This is a genomic window from Kribbella koreensis (genome assembly GCF_039525325.1).
Lineage (GTDB): Bacteria > Actinomycetota > Actinomycetes > Propionibacteriales > Kribbellaceae > Kribbella > Kribbella koreensis.
The window spans coordinates 203,824-218,001 of sequence record NZ_BAAAHK010000020.1 but is presented as its reverse complement, the minus strand read 5'-3'; the positions used below and the strand labels follow the sequence as shown (position 1 = coordinate 218,001).

Annotated in this window: 14 protein-coding genes; 6 read left to right on the top strand and 8 right to left on the bottom strand. The window is 67.9% G+C overall.

Translation table 11 applies throughout. The features are described 5' to 3' along the window. Nucleotides 1-174 precede the first annotated feature (174 nt). Together ABD116_RS36115 and ABD116_RS36110 are read left to right on the top strand one after the other, a co-directional pair. Nucleotides 175-2,049, top strand: coding sequence for a glycoside hydrolase family 32 protein (locus tag ABD116_RS36115; protein ID WP_343981244.1), 1,875 nt, complete (start codon nucleotides 175-177; stop codon nucleotides 2,047-2,049). 58 nt (nucleotides 2,050-2,107) lie between these two features. Further along, entirely contained in the window at nucleotides 2,108-3,229 is a 1,122-nt protein-coding gene (locus tag ABD116_RS36110) for an epoxide hydrolase family protein (protein ID WP_343981241.1), read from the top strand. A 2-nt stretch (nucleotides 3,230-3,231) separates the two neighbouring features. Here ABD116_RS36110 and ybaK read toward each other — a convergent pair whose 3' ends face one another. Next, a complete protein-coding gene (gene ybaK / locus ABD116_RS36105; protein WP_343981238.1) occupies nucleotides 3,232-3,720 on the bottom strand; it encodes a Cys-tRNA(Pro) deacylase in 489 nt (162 codons plus the stop codon). Between the two features lie 9 nt (nucleotides 3,721-3,729). Beyond that, the gene (locus tag ABD116_RS36100; RefSeq protein ID WP_343981235.1) at nucleotides 3,730-4,410 is read right to left on the bottom strand and encodes a helix-turn-helix transcriptional regulator; all 681 of its coding nucleotides are present in this window, start codon (nucleotides 4,408-4,410) and stop codon (nucleotides 3,730-3,732) included. An 83-nt stretch (nucleotides 4,411-4,493) separates the two neighbouring features. Here ABD116_RS36100 and folE point away from each other — a divergent pair, with 83 nt between their 5' ends. Then, entirely contained in the window at nucleotides 4,494-5,150 is a 657-nt protein-coding gene (folE, locus tag ABD116_RS36095; protein WP_343981232.1) for a GTP cyclohydrolase I FolE, read from the top strand. 65 nt (nucleotides 5,151-5,215) lie between these two features. On the opposite strand, the gene ABD116_RS36090 is transcribed toward folE, so the two are convergent. After that, nucleotides 5,216-5,536, bottom strand: coding sequence for a hypothetical protein (locus ABD116_RS36090; protein WP_343981229.1), 321 nt, complete (start codon nucleotides 5,534-5,536; stop codon nucleotides 5,216-5,218). Nucleotides 5,537-5,883: 347 nt separating this feature from the next. On the opposite strand from ABD116_RS36090, the gene ABD116_RS36085 reads away from it, so the two are divergent. Both ABD116_RS36085 and ABD116_RS36080 read left to right on the top strand, forming a co-directional pair. Beyond that, complete coding sequence (locus ABD116_RS36085) at nucleotides 5,884-7,398, top strand: 3' terminal RNA ribose 2'-O-methyltransferase Hen1 (protein WP_343981226.1); 1,515 nt, start codon at nucleotides 5,884-5,886, stop codon at nucleotides 7,396-7,398. Continuing rightward, nucleotides 7,398-9,923, top strand: a complete 2,526-nt coding sequence (locus tag ABD116_RS36080) for a polynucleotide kinase-phosphatase (RefSeq protein WP_343981223.1) — start codon at nucleotides 7,398-7,400, stop codon at nucleotides 9,921-9,923. The genes ABD116_RS36085 and ABD116_RS36080 overlap by 1 nt, the downstream gene beginning before the upstream one ends. A 75-nt stretch (nucleotides 9,924-9,998) precedes the next feature. Here ABD116_RS36080 and ABD116_RS36075 read toward each other — a convergent pair whose 3' ends face one another. From ABD116_RS36075 to ABD116_RS36060, 4 genes are read right to left on the bottom strand one after another with little or no spacing between them, the layout of a single operon-like run. Beyond that, nucleotides 9,999-10,577 carry a TetR/AcrR family transcriptional regulator gene (locus ABD116_RS36075; protein ID WP_343981220.1) on the bottom strand — a complete coding sequence of 193 codons (579 nt, stop codon included), beginning with the start codon at nucleotides 10,575-10,577 and terminating at the stop codon, nucleotides 9,999-10,001. Further along, a complete protein-coding gene (locus ABD116_RS36070) occupies nucleotides 10,570-11,193 on the bottom strand; it encodes an SDR family NAD(P)-dependent oxidoreductase (RefSeq protein WP_343981216.1) in 624 nt (207 codons plus the stop codon). The genes ABD116_RS36075 and ABD116_RS36070 overlap by 8 nt, the downstream gene beginning before the upstream one ends. Further along, nucleotides 11,193-12,053 carry an aldo/keto reductase gene (locus ABD116_RS36065; protein ID WP_343981213.1) on the bottom strand — a complete coding sequence of 287 codons (861 nt, stop codon included), beginning with the start codon at nucleotides 12,051-12,053 and terminating at the stop codon, nucleotides 11,193-11,195. The genes ABD116_RS36070 and ABD116_RS36065 overlap by 1 nt, the downstream gene beginning before the upstream one ends. 54 nt (nucleotides 12,054-12,107) lie before the next feature. Beyond that, entirely contained in the window at nucleotides 12,108-12,704 is a 597-nt protein-coding gene (locus ABD116_RS36060) for a TetR/AcrR family transcriptional regulator (RefSeq protein WP_343981210.1), read from the bottom strand. Between the two features lie 78 nt (nucleotides 12,705-12,782). Here ABD116_RS36060 and ABD116_RS36055 point away from each other — a divergent pair, with 78 nt between their 5' ends. Next, nucleotides 12,783-13,205, top strand: coding sequence for an ester cyclase (locus ABD116_RS36055; protein WP_343981207.1), 423 nt, complete (start codon nucleotides 12,783-12,785; stop codon nucleotides 13,203-13,205). Here the strand turns inward: ABD116_RS36055 and ABD116_RS36050 are convergent. Further along, a complete protein-coding gene (locus tag ABD116_RS36050; RefSeq protein ID WP_343981204.1) occupies nucleotides 13,192-14,172 on the bottom strand; it encodes a carbohydrate kinase family protein in 981 nt (326 codons plus the stop codon). The two genes, ABD116_RS36055 and ABD116_RS36050, sit on opposite strands and share 14 nt — an antisense overlap. Nucleotides 14,173-14,178 lie beyond the last annotated feature (6 nt).

Here is a 14,178-nt window from a genome sequence, read left to right as displayed (position 1 = left end):
CCGTAAGCGATGTAGCTCGACGCTATCGGCGCCCAGGCACGCACCTCGCGGCACTTGCCCAGCGCCCACGATGCTCCGCATCGAGGCCACTGCTCAAGCACCACGATGCACGCACCTGGACACCGCTATCGTTCGAGCTACATCGCTTACGGGACACTGGTTGGAGTGTTGGGCGTGCACGACACGGCAGCTGTTGAGTATCCGAGCTTCCCCTACCCGGTGACGAACTACCAGGAGGACAACCGCGGGCAGTTCCACTTCAGCTCGCGTGGCGGCTGGATGAACGACGTCAACGCGCCGCTGTACTACCGCGGCGTCTACCACCTCTACTACCAGCACGCCCCGAACAGTCTCGTCTGGGACACCATGCACTGGGGCCACGCGACCAGCACCGATCTGGTCCATTGGCAACAGAAGCCGATCGCCCTCGACCCAGGCATCCATCCGGGTGACCTCTGGTCCGGCGGCGGAGTCGTCGACGCCGGCAACGTCACCGGCCTGAAGAACGGTGACGACGACCCGATCGTCGTCTTCTCCGGGACCAACGGCGTCCAGGTCTTCTACAGCCTCGACGGTGGCAACACCTTCAAGACGTTTGCCGACGGCAAGAAGGTGGTGAAGCCGAACGCCCGGACCAGCCGCGATCCGAAGGTCTTCTGGGATCCGATCGCGAAGCACTGGGGGATGGTCGTCTGGTCCGACGAGGGCGGCAACGGCGCCGACTTCTACACATCGGAGAACCTGCTCGACTGGACCTTCGGCTCGCGGTACCAGGCCGACTGGCTGTTCGAGTGCCCGGACATGGTCCGGATGCCGTTCGAGGGCGGCTACAAGTGGGTGCTGAGCGACGGCAGCGGCGAATACGTCGTCGGCGACTTCGACGGTACGACCTTCCATCCGCTCAACCGGACGCAGCAGAAGATCAACCAGACCGACACCCACGCCGGCGGCGGGTACTACGCCGCGCTGACCTTCGCCAACCTCCCGGTCAAGGACCGCGTGGTCTCGATGGCCTGGCAGGGCGAGAACCAGGGCACGATCTGGACCGGCAACGCGACCTTTCCGGTCGATCAGCGGCTGAAGCGGACGCCTGACGGCCCGCGTGTCGTGAGCGCCCCGATCCCCGAGATCGCGACGGCGCGGACCTCGACCCGGACGTGGAAGGACCGCACGCTCGACGCGCGGAGTGCGAAGCAACTCCTCGCGGGGGTCGAGGCCGACACGTACGAACTGGAGGCGACGGTCGACGTACGGGATGCCGAGCGGTTCGGGTTCCGCCTGCATACCAGTCCGGACGGCTGGTTCGATCGCGACGTCGTCTACGACGCCAAGGCTCGAACGCTCGACGGTACCGCGCTGAAACCCGACCACGGCAAGGTCAAGCTCAGGCTGCTCGTGGATCGCGGCCAGCTGGAGGTGTTCGGCAACGACGGCGAGGTCTACCAGAGCCACAACGTCAACTTCGACAGCCTGCCCGGAGGCAACGGACTCGAGTTCTTCGTCGACGGCAAGGTGCACGTCGAATCGCTGACACTGCACGAGCTGGGCTCCATCTGGAAGACATCGGGCCAGTCAACGCTGAGCACCGACATCGCCGGCCAATGGTATCCGGCCTCCGGCAACTGGACGGATGTTGCCGGAGGCAAGCAAGGGCAGGCCGGCGGCGACGCGTTCTACCTGAGCAAGGCGAGCGGCTCAGATTTCACCCTCGAGGGCGACGTCAAGCTGGTCAGCGGCACGGCGGCGGCGCTCACCTTCCGTGCCAACAAGGATGCAAGCCGTCACTACACCGCCAACATCGACGCGGACGCGGGCGTCGTCAAGCTCTGGCGACCAGGCCGCGACATAGCCACCCACCCGCTGGCGATCGAGCGCGGTCGCATCTATCACTTCAAGCTCACTGCAGCTAGTACGGCTATCGAGGTCTGGGTCGACGGCACCCTGATGATCGATGCCACCGACACCGAGCAATCCGCCGGCCAGTTCGGCCTCAACGTGTTCCGCGGGACGGGAATCTTCCAGCACTTGCACCTCACCCCTGGTAGTTGAACGCAACATAAGCCAAGGTGGGGGATGTTCGGGGCGATTTTGGGGAGGGATCGTTCGCGTGGATGTGCTTGCTGTTGCTGAGGACGAGCTGGACGATCTGCGGACGCGACTGCGGCGGACGCGGTGGGGGACGAGCTGGCCGGGGACCGGGTGGGAGGCCGGGACCGACGGCGCTGAACTCCGCAGATTGGTCGACTACTGGGCAACCGGTTTCGACTGGCGCAAGCAGGAGGCCGCGCTCAATGCGCTGCCGTCACACTTCGCCGACCTGGACGGCGTGCCGGTGCACTACCTCCGGTACGACGGTGAACACCCGGCTGCGCTGCCGATCGTGTTGACGCACGGCTGGCCGAGCTCAGTGCTCGAGCTGACCGAGTTGGCTCACCGGCTCGCCACGCCCTCGGAGTACGGGGGATCGGCGCTGGACTCCTTCACCGTGATCGTGCCGTCGCTGCCCGGCTTCGCGTTCTCGCCGCAACGACCATCGTTGCCACCGGCAACGTCCACGCATGAACTGTGGCATCGATTGATGCACGACGAGCTGGGCTTCGACCGGTACGCCGCGCACGGCGGCGATCTCGGCGCCGGGATCAGCGCGTTGCTCGGCCAGACCTATCCCGAGTCGGTCGTCGGCATCCACGTGCTCGCTGTCGCGAATCCGGCTGGCTACGACCCGGACGAGGTGACGCCGGAAGAGCAGGCCTACCTCGCGTCCGAGGCCGAGTGGTACGCCGAGGAGGGCGGCTACGAGCACGAGCAGATGACCCGTCCGCTGACGCTCAGCGCCGGGCTGTCCGACTCGCCGGCGGGACTACTCGCGTGGCTGCTGGAGAAGTACCGGGCCTGGACCGACTGTGACGACGACCTCAGCACCCGGTTCAGTGACGACTTCGTGCTGACCCAGGCGTCGCTGTACTGGTTCACGAACACGATCTCGACCTCGTTCCGCCCGTACTACGAGTTCCACCGCGGACTGCGCGAGCGGGTGACCTCGGTGACCGTGCCGACCGCGATCGCCGTCTTCCCCGAGGATCTCGTCCGCCCGCCGCGCAGCTGGGCGGCCCGGACGTACAACGTCACCAGGTACACGGCGATGCCGCGCGGCGGCCACTTCGCCGCCTGGGAGGAGCCGGAGTTGCTCGCCGACGACATCGCGGCCTTCTTCCACAACCTGCGGTAGACCTAGCGCGCGATGGACGCCGTCCGGGCCGCGGTGAGTTTGATCAGGTCGGCGGGGGACAGGCCCAGGTCGAGGCCTCTTCGCCCGCCGGAGACGTAGACGGTCTCGTGGTCGGTGGCGCTCGCGTCGACGACGGTCGGCAGCAGCCGCTTCTGGCCGATCGGGCTGATCCCGCCGACGACGTACCCGGTGATCCGCTCGGCCGCGGCCGGGTCGGCCATCGCCGCCTTCTTGCCGTTGAGGGCGGCGGCGACCGCCTTCAGGTCGAGCTGCTTGTCGACCGGTACGACGCCGACCGACAGCTTGCCGTCGACCTCGACGAGCAGCGTCTTGAACACCTGCTCCGGCTGCAGCCCGAGCGCCTCCGCGGCCTCCAGTCCGTACGACTTGGCGGCCGGATCGTGCTCGTAGGCATGCGTCGTGAACGTCATCCCGGCCTTCGTCAGCGCGACCGTCGCGGGCGTGCCCTGGCTGTTCTTACTTTTCGCCACGGGGGCAGCCTACGACTTCGGCGCCGGGGTCAGGCGCACGCAGCAGTGGGCGGGTTGGGGCTCGAGGACGGCCTGCAGCCCGGTGCCGCCGAGACCGTCGAGCAAGCCGGCGAGCAGGTGCAGGGTCATGTTGCAGACGAGGTTGGTGTGCTCCGCGGCCAGCGCCTTGAACGGGCAGTTGGCGAGGTCGATGGCCGTGCCGTTACGGCGGGGCTCGAATCCGTGCGCTTGCAGTACTTCGGCGAGAGGCGTACCGGGATGTGCGCGGGCAGCGCGGCCGGCGGATTCGCCGTACTCGCGGGCTCGTCGCTCCAGCGCCTTCCGGGGCGAGCCGCCCGAGGTCTCGGCGTCCTCCATCGCGGCGGCCAGGAGTCGCCCAGCGACGTCGTACTGGCGCTCTGGGAAGGAGACGCCGATCTCACGGTCCGAGCGGCGGTAGAGCTTGGCCGGTCGGCCCGCGCCTGGTCCGGTACGGCCCGTACGCCGCTCGAAGACGACGCTGAGCAGGCCTTCCTCGACGAGCTTGTCGAGATGGAAGGCGGCGGTGGTTCGCGGTACTCCGAGCGCTGTGGCGGCGTCTTCGCGACTGACCGGCCGGGGCTCGGCGATGACGTGGTCGTAGAGCCGTCGTCGGGTCGGTTCGTCGAGCGCGGCGACCGCCTGGATGCTCGCGTCCGTCGGCTGGTCCACGGAATGATTCTATCGCCAACTCCCGTTGACGAAATAGTACGGTGGCTTTTAAGGTCGATCGATCTATCTGCAGGAGGCGTCAGATGACCACGATTCGTACAGAGCTCGATCCCGCCGGGCTCGACGAGGCCGAGGACCTCCTGCGACCCGTGCCGTTGCACGTCGTCGGTGGCCGGCCGGAGATCGACCTGGTGGCGGCCGAGCGTGCGGTCGCGGACCTGCTGGTGGCGCTGGGACGGGATCCGCACAGCGCACATCTGGCGGAGACGCCGCGGCGGGTGGCGAGTGCGTATGCGGAGATGCTGACGCCGCGGGAGTTCGAGCTGACGACGTTCCCGAACGACGAGGGGTACGACGAGCTGGTGCTGGCGCGGAACATTCCGGTGCAGTCGTTGTGTGAGCATCACATGCTGCCGTTCCAGGGAGTGGCGCATGTCGGGTATCTGCCGGGGGAGCGGATCCTCGGGCTGTCGAAGTTGGCGCGGGTGGTGGAGTTGTTCGCGCGGGACCTGCAGGTGCAGGAGCGGTTGACCAAGCAGGTGGCCGACTGGTTGCAGGATCAGCTGGCGCCCAAGGGGGTGGGCGTGGTGATCGAGGCCGAGCACCAGTGCATGTCGTTGCGTGGCGTGCGCGCGATCGGCTCCAAGACGGTCACCTCGGCGCTGCACGGCATGCTCCGCGACAGCCCCAGCTCACGCCAGGAGTTCTTCGCACTCACCGGCATCTCGTCGGCGACCTGAGTTCGCCCCGGCCCCGGACATGGGGCTGGTGGGAACGCCGGGTGCGCGGCGTACCGGCGTACGGGTCAGGCTGAGGCCACCGCCTGGTGGTGATGGGTGTGGCGGCCGGTCGCCAGGATGTGCGCGACCTCCCCGGGCAGCAGGTCGGTGCCGGGGACCGGTTCCATCTCGGAGACGTCGAGCCAGCGGACGACGGTCGCGCCGCAGTGGCCGTGGACGGCGAGGATGGAGTCGAGATCCGGCCAGACCGCGGTCGACGGGTTCTGGCCGTGCCAGCGCAGCGCCACCGATCCGTCGGTGAAGACGCATCCTTCGGCGACCGTTCCGGTGCCGGAGACACCGCTGATGTCGGCGTACCTGACGAGTTCGAACGTCTGGGGTTTCACCGGCGGACCTCGTCGGTCCTGGTCGCGGGTGCGGTCCGCTGACTGCTGCTGGGTCTGTCGCTGGAATTTCGGCTGGATCTTTGGCTGGATCTTTGGCTGGGGCGAGCTGAGGGAGTTGCCATGGTCCTTTCCCCGGGTCGGCGTGGTTCTGGGCATTCGCCACAAACCGGGGGACCAGTACTGAACGTCAGCGGGGAAGGACGGTCTGTAGCGACTCATCTACTGGAATTCAAGGTAGAACCAACCGCCCGGACACGCCAGTGGTCAGTGGGCGTGTCTCATTCTTCGATCCTGTTCGGTCAACAATTCAGGCGATTGATGGCCGTGCGGCGTGATCGAATGCGGAGGTGTTCCTGACCATCGCTCTGCGTTCCCCGGCGCCCGAAGTTCCCGCGACCGATCTCGGATTCCTGTTGCACAAGAATCCGGCGCGACCTCAGTCCTTGGAGGTCGCCGGTGGGACGGCGCATGTGCTGTACCCGGAGGCGACGGCGGAGCGCTGCACCGCGGCGGTACTGCTGGAGGTGGACCCGATCGCTCTGGTGCGCTCCGGCCGCGGCCGGTCGACGGAGGGCTTCACCCTCGGCCAGTACGTCAACGACCGCCCGTACGCCGCGTCGAGCCTGCTCGCGGTCGCTCTCGGCAAACTCTTCCGCACCGCCATGAACGGCCGCTGCGACGCCCGCCCGTCGCTGGCTGCCAGCGCCATCCCGCTCGAAATCCACATCCCCGCCCTCCCCTGCCGAGGCGGCGCCCCACTGGCCGAACGCTTCTTCACCCCTCTCGGCTGGACGGTAGACGCCCGCCCCATCCCCCTGGACCCGGCAATCCCCGCCTGGGGCGACTCCCGCTACATAAACCTCCACCTGACCGGCACTGTCCGTCTAGCCGACGCCCTGAACCACCTCTACGTCCTCATGCCGGTCCTCGACGACGCCAAGCACTACTGGGTAGACACCGAAGAAATCGAAAAACTCCTCCGAGCCGGCGAAGGCTGGCTCAGCTCCCACCCCGACAAGGACCTGATCTCCCGTCGCTACCTAGCCCACAGCCGAACCCTCACCGACACCGCCCTGGAACGCCTCACCGAAGCCGACGGCGAACTCCTACCGGACGAGTCCGCCGCCGAACACGGCGACAACCTCCCCGCCTCGCCGCCATCAGCACTCGCCGCCGCGTCGGGCAGCAGCGCGCCATTCGCCGCTGCTTCCGGCAGCAGCGCGCTATTCGGTGGCGGCTCTGCCTCTACTCCGTCGCTTGCTGTGCAGCGGCGGGCGACGGTGTTGGAGGTGCTGCGGGAGATCGGCGGGCACCGGGTTGGTGATCTTGGGTGTGGTGAGGGGGTGCTCGTCGGTGAACTGCTGAAGGACGGCAGGTATGACCTGGTGGTGGCGACTGACGTCTCCTCGCGGGCGTTGGGGTTTGCGGAGAAGCGGTTGCGGGTGGGGGAGATGTCGGATCGGCAGCGGGAGCGGTTGCGGTTGTTCCAGTCTTCGGTGACGTATGCCGATGAGCGGCTGACGGGATTGGATGCCGCGGTGCTGATGGAGGTGGTCGAGCATGTGGATCCGCCTCGGCTGCCGGCCTTGGCTCAGGCTGTTTTCGGAGCCGCGAAACCTCAGGCTGTGGTGGTTACTACGCCTAATGCGGAGTACAACGTGCGGTTCGAGAAATTGAGGGCGGGAGCGTTCCGGCATCCGGACCATCGGTTCGAGTGGACTCGCGAGGAGTTTGGGGAGTGGGCCGCGGGGGTTTGTGCGGCGTACGGGTATGGGGTTGAGTTCCGGCCGGTGGGGCCGGTGGATGACGTGCTCGGGGCGCCTACTCAGCTGGCGGTTTTCCGGAAGAAGGAGGAGGTGTGATGGTGAGCATCGCGGTGCCGGCGTTGAGTCTTGTGGTGCTGGTGGGGGCCAGCGGGTCGGGGAAGTCGACGTTTGCCCGGAAGCACTTCCTCGGGACTGAAGTCATCTCCAGTGATGTCTGCCGGGGTCTGGTTTCGGATGATGAGAATGACCAGGCGGCGACCAAGGACGCCTTCGAGGTGTTGCATTTCATTGCGGGGAAGAGGCTCGCGGCGGGGCGGTTGACGGTGATCGACGCGACGAACGTGCAGCCTGAGGCGCGGAAGGAGCTGATCGCGCTCGCGAAGGAGCATGACGTGTTGCCGGTGGCGATCGTGCTCGATCCGCCGGAGCAGGTTTGTGTTGCGCGCAACGAGCAGAGGCCCGACCGTCAGTTCGGCAAGAAGGTCGTCGAGCGGCAGCGGTCGCAGCTCCGCCGTGGGCTGAAAAGCCTTAAGCGCGAGGGATTCCGGACCGTCCACACGCTGTCGAGCGTCGAGGAGATCGATGCCGTCAGCATCGAACGCACCAGGCTCTTCAACGACCTCACCGACCAGACCGGCCCGTTCGACATCGTCGGCGACATCCACGGCTGCCGCGCCGAGCTGGAGCAGTTGCTCACCACCCTCGGCTACACGATCACCCGCGACCCCGAAGGCCGCCCAGTCGACGCGAGCCACCCCACCAGAAAAGCGATCTTCGTCGGCGATCTCGTCGACCGCGGCCCGGACACCCCCGGCGTACTGCGACTCGTCATGGGCATGGTCAGAACCGGCCATGCGTACTGCGTGACGGGCAACCACGAGGCCAAGCTGCTCCGCTCGATGCAGGGCAAGAAGGTCCGTGTCAACCACGGCCTCGCCGAGTCGCTGGAGCAGCTCGCCGAGGAGTCCGAGGAGTTCCGCGCCGAGGTCGCCACCTTCATGGACGGCCTCATCTCGCACTACGTCTTCGACGCCGGCAACCTCGTCGTCTCGCACGCCGGCCTGATCGAGCGGATGCACGGCAGAACCTCCGGCCGCGTCCGTTCCTTCTGCCTGTACGGCGAAACGACCGGCGAGACCGACGAATTCGGCCTGCCGATCCGCTACCCCTGGGCCAACGAGTACCGCGGCCGTGCCATGGTCGTCTACGGCCACACGCCGACCCCGGAGCCGGAGTGGATCAACAACACGATCTGCCTCGACACCGGCTGCGTGTTCGGCGGCTCACTGACCGCCCTGCGCTACCCCGAGCGCGACCTCGTCCAGATCGAAGCGGCCGAGCAGTACTACAAACCCGCAAAACCGCTCCACGTACCGTCCGCCCCTGAGCGCGAGCCCGACGTCCTCGACATCACCGACGTCGTCGGCCGCAGAGTGATCGAGACCGCGACCCACGGCCGGATCAGCGTCCGCGCCGAGCAGGCCGGTGCCGCGCTGGAGGTGATGAGCCGGTTCGCGATCGACCCGCGCTTCCTGCTCTACCTGCCGCCGACGATGAGCCCGGTCGCGACCTCACCCGTGCCCGGCCTGCTGGAGCACCCGGCCCAGGCCTTCGAGGCGTACAAAGGCCAGGGCGTCACCGAGTTGGTGTGCGAGGAGAAGCACATGGGCTCGCGTGCCGTCGTCCTGCTGACTCGCGACGACGACGTCGCCGAGAAGCGCTTCGGTCTCGCCGGACGCGGCGCCGTGCACACCCGAACCGGCCGCTCCTTCTTCGACCCAACCCTCACCGACGACCTGCTCGGCAGGTTGCGCGAGGTCGCCGAAGCGGCCGGCCTTTTCGAGGAGCTGGACACCTCCTGGCTGCTACTCGATGCTGAGCTGCTGCCATGGAGCGCCAAGGCGGGCGACCTCCTGCGCAACCAGTACGCCGCAGTCGGCGCGGCCGCTCGATCGTCGTTGCCCGCCGCAACGGCCGCGCTCGAATCGGCTGCTGCAGCAGGGCTCGACGTGAGGGAGATGCTCGAACGGACCAAGCGTCGTACGGCGAACGCGGACCGCTTCACCGAGGCGTACCGACGCTACTGCTGGCCGACTGAGGGGCTGGATGGCGTCCGGTTGGCGCCGTTCCAGTTGCTGGCGTCCGAAGGAGCGACGTACCAGGACAAGCCGCATGCGTGGCATTTCGCGCTGGCCGACCGGATGGTTGCCGCAGGCCCCTCTCTCATCACCGCGACTCGACGGCTGTTCGTCGATCTCGAGTCGTGGGATGCGGGGATCAAGTGGTGGGAGGAGCTGACCGGAGCCGGTGGCGAGGGCATGGTGGTGAAGCCCGCGGCCAACCTCGTGCGGACGGCCAAGGGGCTGGCGCAGCCGGGGTTGAAGGTTCGTGGGCAGGAGTACCTGCGGATCATCTATGGGCCGGACTACACCGAGCCGGAGAACTTCAGCCGGCTGCGCGACCGCAAGCTCGGGCACAAGCGGTCGCTCGCGCTCCGCGAGTACGCCGTCGGTCTGGAGGCGCTGGAACGAGCCGCCCGGGGCGAGCCGCTCTGGCGCATCCACGAATGCGTCTTCGCCGTCCTCGCCCTCGAATCCGAACCCGTCGACCCGCGACTCTGACACCGCTCGGAAAGCGGTCGACCGGAGGCCCTCGGCCCTGGCACCCGCGTGAGCCACCAGAGCCGAGGGAGCTTGTCAGTCCGCGAGCAACCCGCCGAGGGCGGCCGACGAGATCTTGTCGGCCTCCTCGGTGGTGAGCGGGGGATGGCCGGTCATCAAGCGGAAGATCAGCGGGCCGAACAGTACGTCGGTCGCGGTCTCCGCGCTGATCTCCGGCTTGACTTCGCCGCGGTCGAGCGCCCGCTGCCACAGCTCGGCGACGGCCTCCCGCCGCTTGTCCAGGAAGTACTCCCGGAAGTACGGCGAGGCAGCAGGATCAGCAACCGACGCCGCAAGCAACTGAGCGAAGATCGTCCCCTGCGGCCCGGCGTAGAACGAGCTCACCCGGCGAACCTGCTCAGCCAGATCCGAAGCCGCATCCCCCTTGTCCGGAAGGGGGATCGCCGCCGCCATCTGCTTGCCGAACGCCTCCGCCGCGATCGCCGTCCGGCACGGCCAGTGCTTGTAGATGGTCGCTTTGCTCACCCCGGACCGGGCGCTGATCGCATCGACCGTCGCCGCCGGCAACCCACCCTCGGAGAGCAGCTCAGTAGTTGCCCCGAGCACCGAATCCATCGCCCGCAGACTGCGCGGGTGCGACGACTGCTCAGGCATCGTCGTGATCCGTACCGACCGAAACCTTGCGCCACTGCTCCAGCTCCGACCGGACCTGATCGAGCTTGGCCTCGACCCGCCCGACCGAGTCGGCGCCGAGCTGGATCCGCAGCGGCGGGTCGGCCGCCTCGGTCAGGGCGACGATCGCGGCCGCCGCCTTGGCCGGATCGCCCGGCTGGGCGTGGTTCCGTTCGGTGGCGATCTTACGCATCGCGCCGGCCGTCTCCGCATAGTCGGCGATCTCGCCGTCTGCGCGATGCAGGCTCGACCCATCCAGGAAGTCGGTCCGGAACAAGCCCGGCACGCCGAAGACGTTGGTGTCGAAGACCGCCCGCGCGGCCTCGTCGCTCGCCTCCTCGACAGCACCGAGCAACCCACGGCCGGCGTTGTTGACGACGACATCGATCCGGCCGAACTCCTGTACTGCGGCGTCGACCGCGGCCCGAGCCTGCGCCTCGTCGGTCACGTCGAGCGTGAGCCGCAGAACCCCTTGCTGGTCAGGGATATCGTCCGGGCGCCGCGCGGTGGCAACCACTTGATTGCCTCGCGCAACTGCTTCCTTGACCAGCTCGGCGCCGAATCCGCGCGACGCGCCGGTGACGAACCAGACGCTCATCAGACCGCTGCCGTCAGCTTCGCGAACTCCTCGTCGGTCAGCTCGAGCTTGGCGGCGGCGACGTTGTCCTCGAGGTGCGCGACCGATGAGGTGCCCGGGATCGGCAGTACTACGGGCGAGCGCTTGAGCAGCCAGGCCAGCGCGAGCTGCGACGGGCTCGCCTGGTGCTGCTTGGCGATCGCGTCGAGCGGGCCGCCCGGCTTGGCGAGCTCGCCGGTGGCCAGCGGGAACCACGGGATGAACGCGAGGTTGTTCTTCTCGGCGTACTCCAGCACCGGCTCGTCGTCGCGCTGGCTGAGGTTGTACAGGTTCTGTACGGACACGATGGTCGCCGTCTTGGCGGCTTCCTCCAGCTCGTCGACGCTGACCTGGGACAGGCCGATGTGCCGGATCTTGCCCTCGGACTGCAGGGCGGCCAGCTCGCCGACCTGGTCCGCGACCGGGACCTCTGGGTCGATCCGGTGCAGCTGGAGCAGGTCGATCCGCTCGAGCCCGAGGTGGCGCAGGCTCAGCTCGACGGCCTGGCGCAGGTACGCCGGACGACCGACGGGCGACCAGACGCCGGGGCCCTGGCGGGTGAACCCGGCCTTGGTGGCGATCACCAGGTCATCGGCGTACGGGTGGAGGGCCTTCTTGAGCAGCAGGTCCGCGGTGAACGGGCCGTACGCGTCGGCGGTGTCGATGAAGTTGACGCCGAGCTCGACCGCGCGGCGTAGTACCCGCACGGCCTCGTCGGGATCGCGCGACTCGCCCCAGACTCCGGGGCCGGGGAGCTGCATGGTGCCGTATCCGAGCCGGCGAACGGTCAGGTCGCCGCCGATCGTGAACTCACCGGACGCCGCTGCGACTGCTTCGGTCATGATCAATCTCCTAAGTGAACTGAACGTACAGTTCACCCTAGCGCGGGGTCGGCGTCACGCAAGGAGCTGGCGCTGCAGAGATTCGCTCACCCACTGCTCGAACTCGGCCTCGGTCCAGCCGGACTCGTCGACCAGCTCCCGATAGACGCCTGGCGCGGCCAGTGCGCGATAGACGGCCTGGGCCTGCTTCAGCGGGATCGCCAGGCTGGACTCCAGTGACGCGATGATCGCGTCCATCACCTCGTTGCGCCCGGCCAGCTTCGCGCGCAGCAGGGCCCGGGTCTCGGCGCTCTCGTCGGTCGCGGCCTCGAAGATCAGCACGACGTCGAAGCCGGCGGAGTACAGATTCGTCAACCAGTGCGCGGCTTTGCGCAGTTTGGCAGCTGGTTCGGTCTCCTGCAGCACCTCGCCGGCCAGCTGCCGGGCGCCGGCCTGCTCGAGCCAGCGGTCACAGATGAGCGACAGGATCTCCCGCTTGGTGCCGAAGGCCGAGTAGACGGTCCGGGTGGCCACCCCGGCCTCCTTGGCGATCGCGTCGATGCTCGTCGCGCCGTACCCGGCGTCCGCGAACAGTTTGCGGGCCGCCTCGGCGATCCGGACGCGGGTCAGCTCCGCCTGCTCCTGGCGATAGGTCTTGACGGATTCGGCCATGTGGGCACACTATCAATGTGTTCAGTGCAGTGACACTGCATCGAGTGCACGATAAGTGCAATCAACCAAGGGGGAGTCATGACAGGTTTCGAGGCGCTGGAGCGGATCCTGCACGAGGGGTTCGCGGCGGGGAATCCGGACGTCGTCGACGAGGTGTGTTCGCCGGACCTGGTCGAGCACCAGTTCGGCCTGGCCGGGCGCGGCGAGGAGGCGCGGGAGCACGTGAAGGCCGCGATCCGGGACGTGCACGCGATGATGCCGGACATCGTCTACACGGTGGAGGACTCGATCGTCGCCGGCGACAAGGTGTGGCTACGCGGGCGGGCGCGTGGAACCGCCACCGGTGGCTTCTTCGGGCCGCCCAGCAACGCCCCGATCGACATCCCGCTCTTCGAGGTCGCCCGCATCGAGAACGGCCTCATCGTCGAGCACTGGGGATGCCCGGACCGGTTCGCGTTGCTGGCGCAGACCGGTGGTTTGGAGCGGCTCAGCCGAGTTTGAGGGTGCTTGCCGCGGTGGCGGCGGCTTCTTCGCCGTACGCCGAGGCGAGGCGGGCGAGGAAGGCGGGGCGGTCCAGGGTGTACTCCTGGGTGCCGACCGTCTCGAGGACCGTGGTGGCCAGGGTGCAGCCGATCTGGGCGGCAGCTTCGTGGTCGAGGCCGGTCGTGCGACCGGTCAGGTAGCCGGCCCGGAAGGCGTCGCCGCCGCCGGTCGGGTCGACCAGGCCGGGCGCGGGGACGGCGGGGACCTTGGCCAGGATGCCGCCGGAGTTCTCGATCACGACGCCGTCGCCGCCGTGCGTGGTGACCCGGACACCCACCCGGGACAGGATCTCGTCGTGGCTCCAGCCGGTCTTCTGGACCATCAGGCCCGACTCGTACTCGTTGCTGAACAGGTACGTCGCGCCGTCGATCAGCTCGCGGATCTGCTCGCCGTCCATCCGGGCCAGCTGCTGCGAGGGGTCGGCGGCGACGTCGATCCCGTTCGCCTTGGCCAGCTTGGTGTGCCGCAGCATGCCGTCCGGGTCGTCGGCGCCGATCAGGACCAGGTCGACGCCACCGGTCGCGGCATGGATCGCGGCCAGGTCGATCTCCCGGGACTCGGCCATCGCGCCCGTGTAGAAGGACGCGATCTGGTTGGCGTCCAGGTCCGTAGTACAGGTGAAGCGCGCGGTGTGCACGTTCTGGCAGATCCGGACGTGCGAGATGTCCACGCCGGCCTGGGCCAGTGCTTCGCCGTACTCCGTGAAGTCCGCGCCGACCGAGCCGACCAGCAGCGAGGGCTGGCCGAGCTGGGCCATCCCGTAGCAGATGTTGGCGGCCACCCCACCGCGGTGCACCACCAGCTCATCGACCAGGAACGACAGCGATACCTTGTGCATCTGCTCTTCGAGGAACTGGTCCTTGAAGCGTCCGGGGAACGTCATCAGGATGTCGGTCGCGATCGATCCGGCGACGGCGATACGCATACGGAG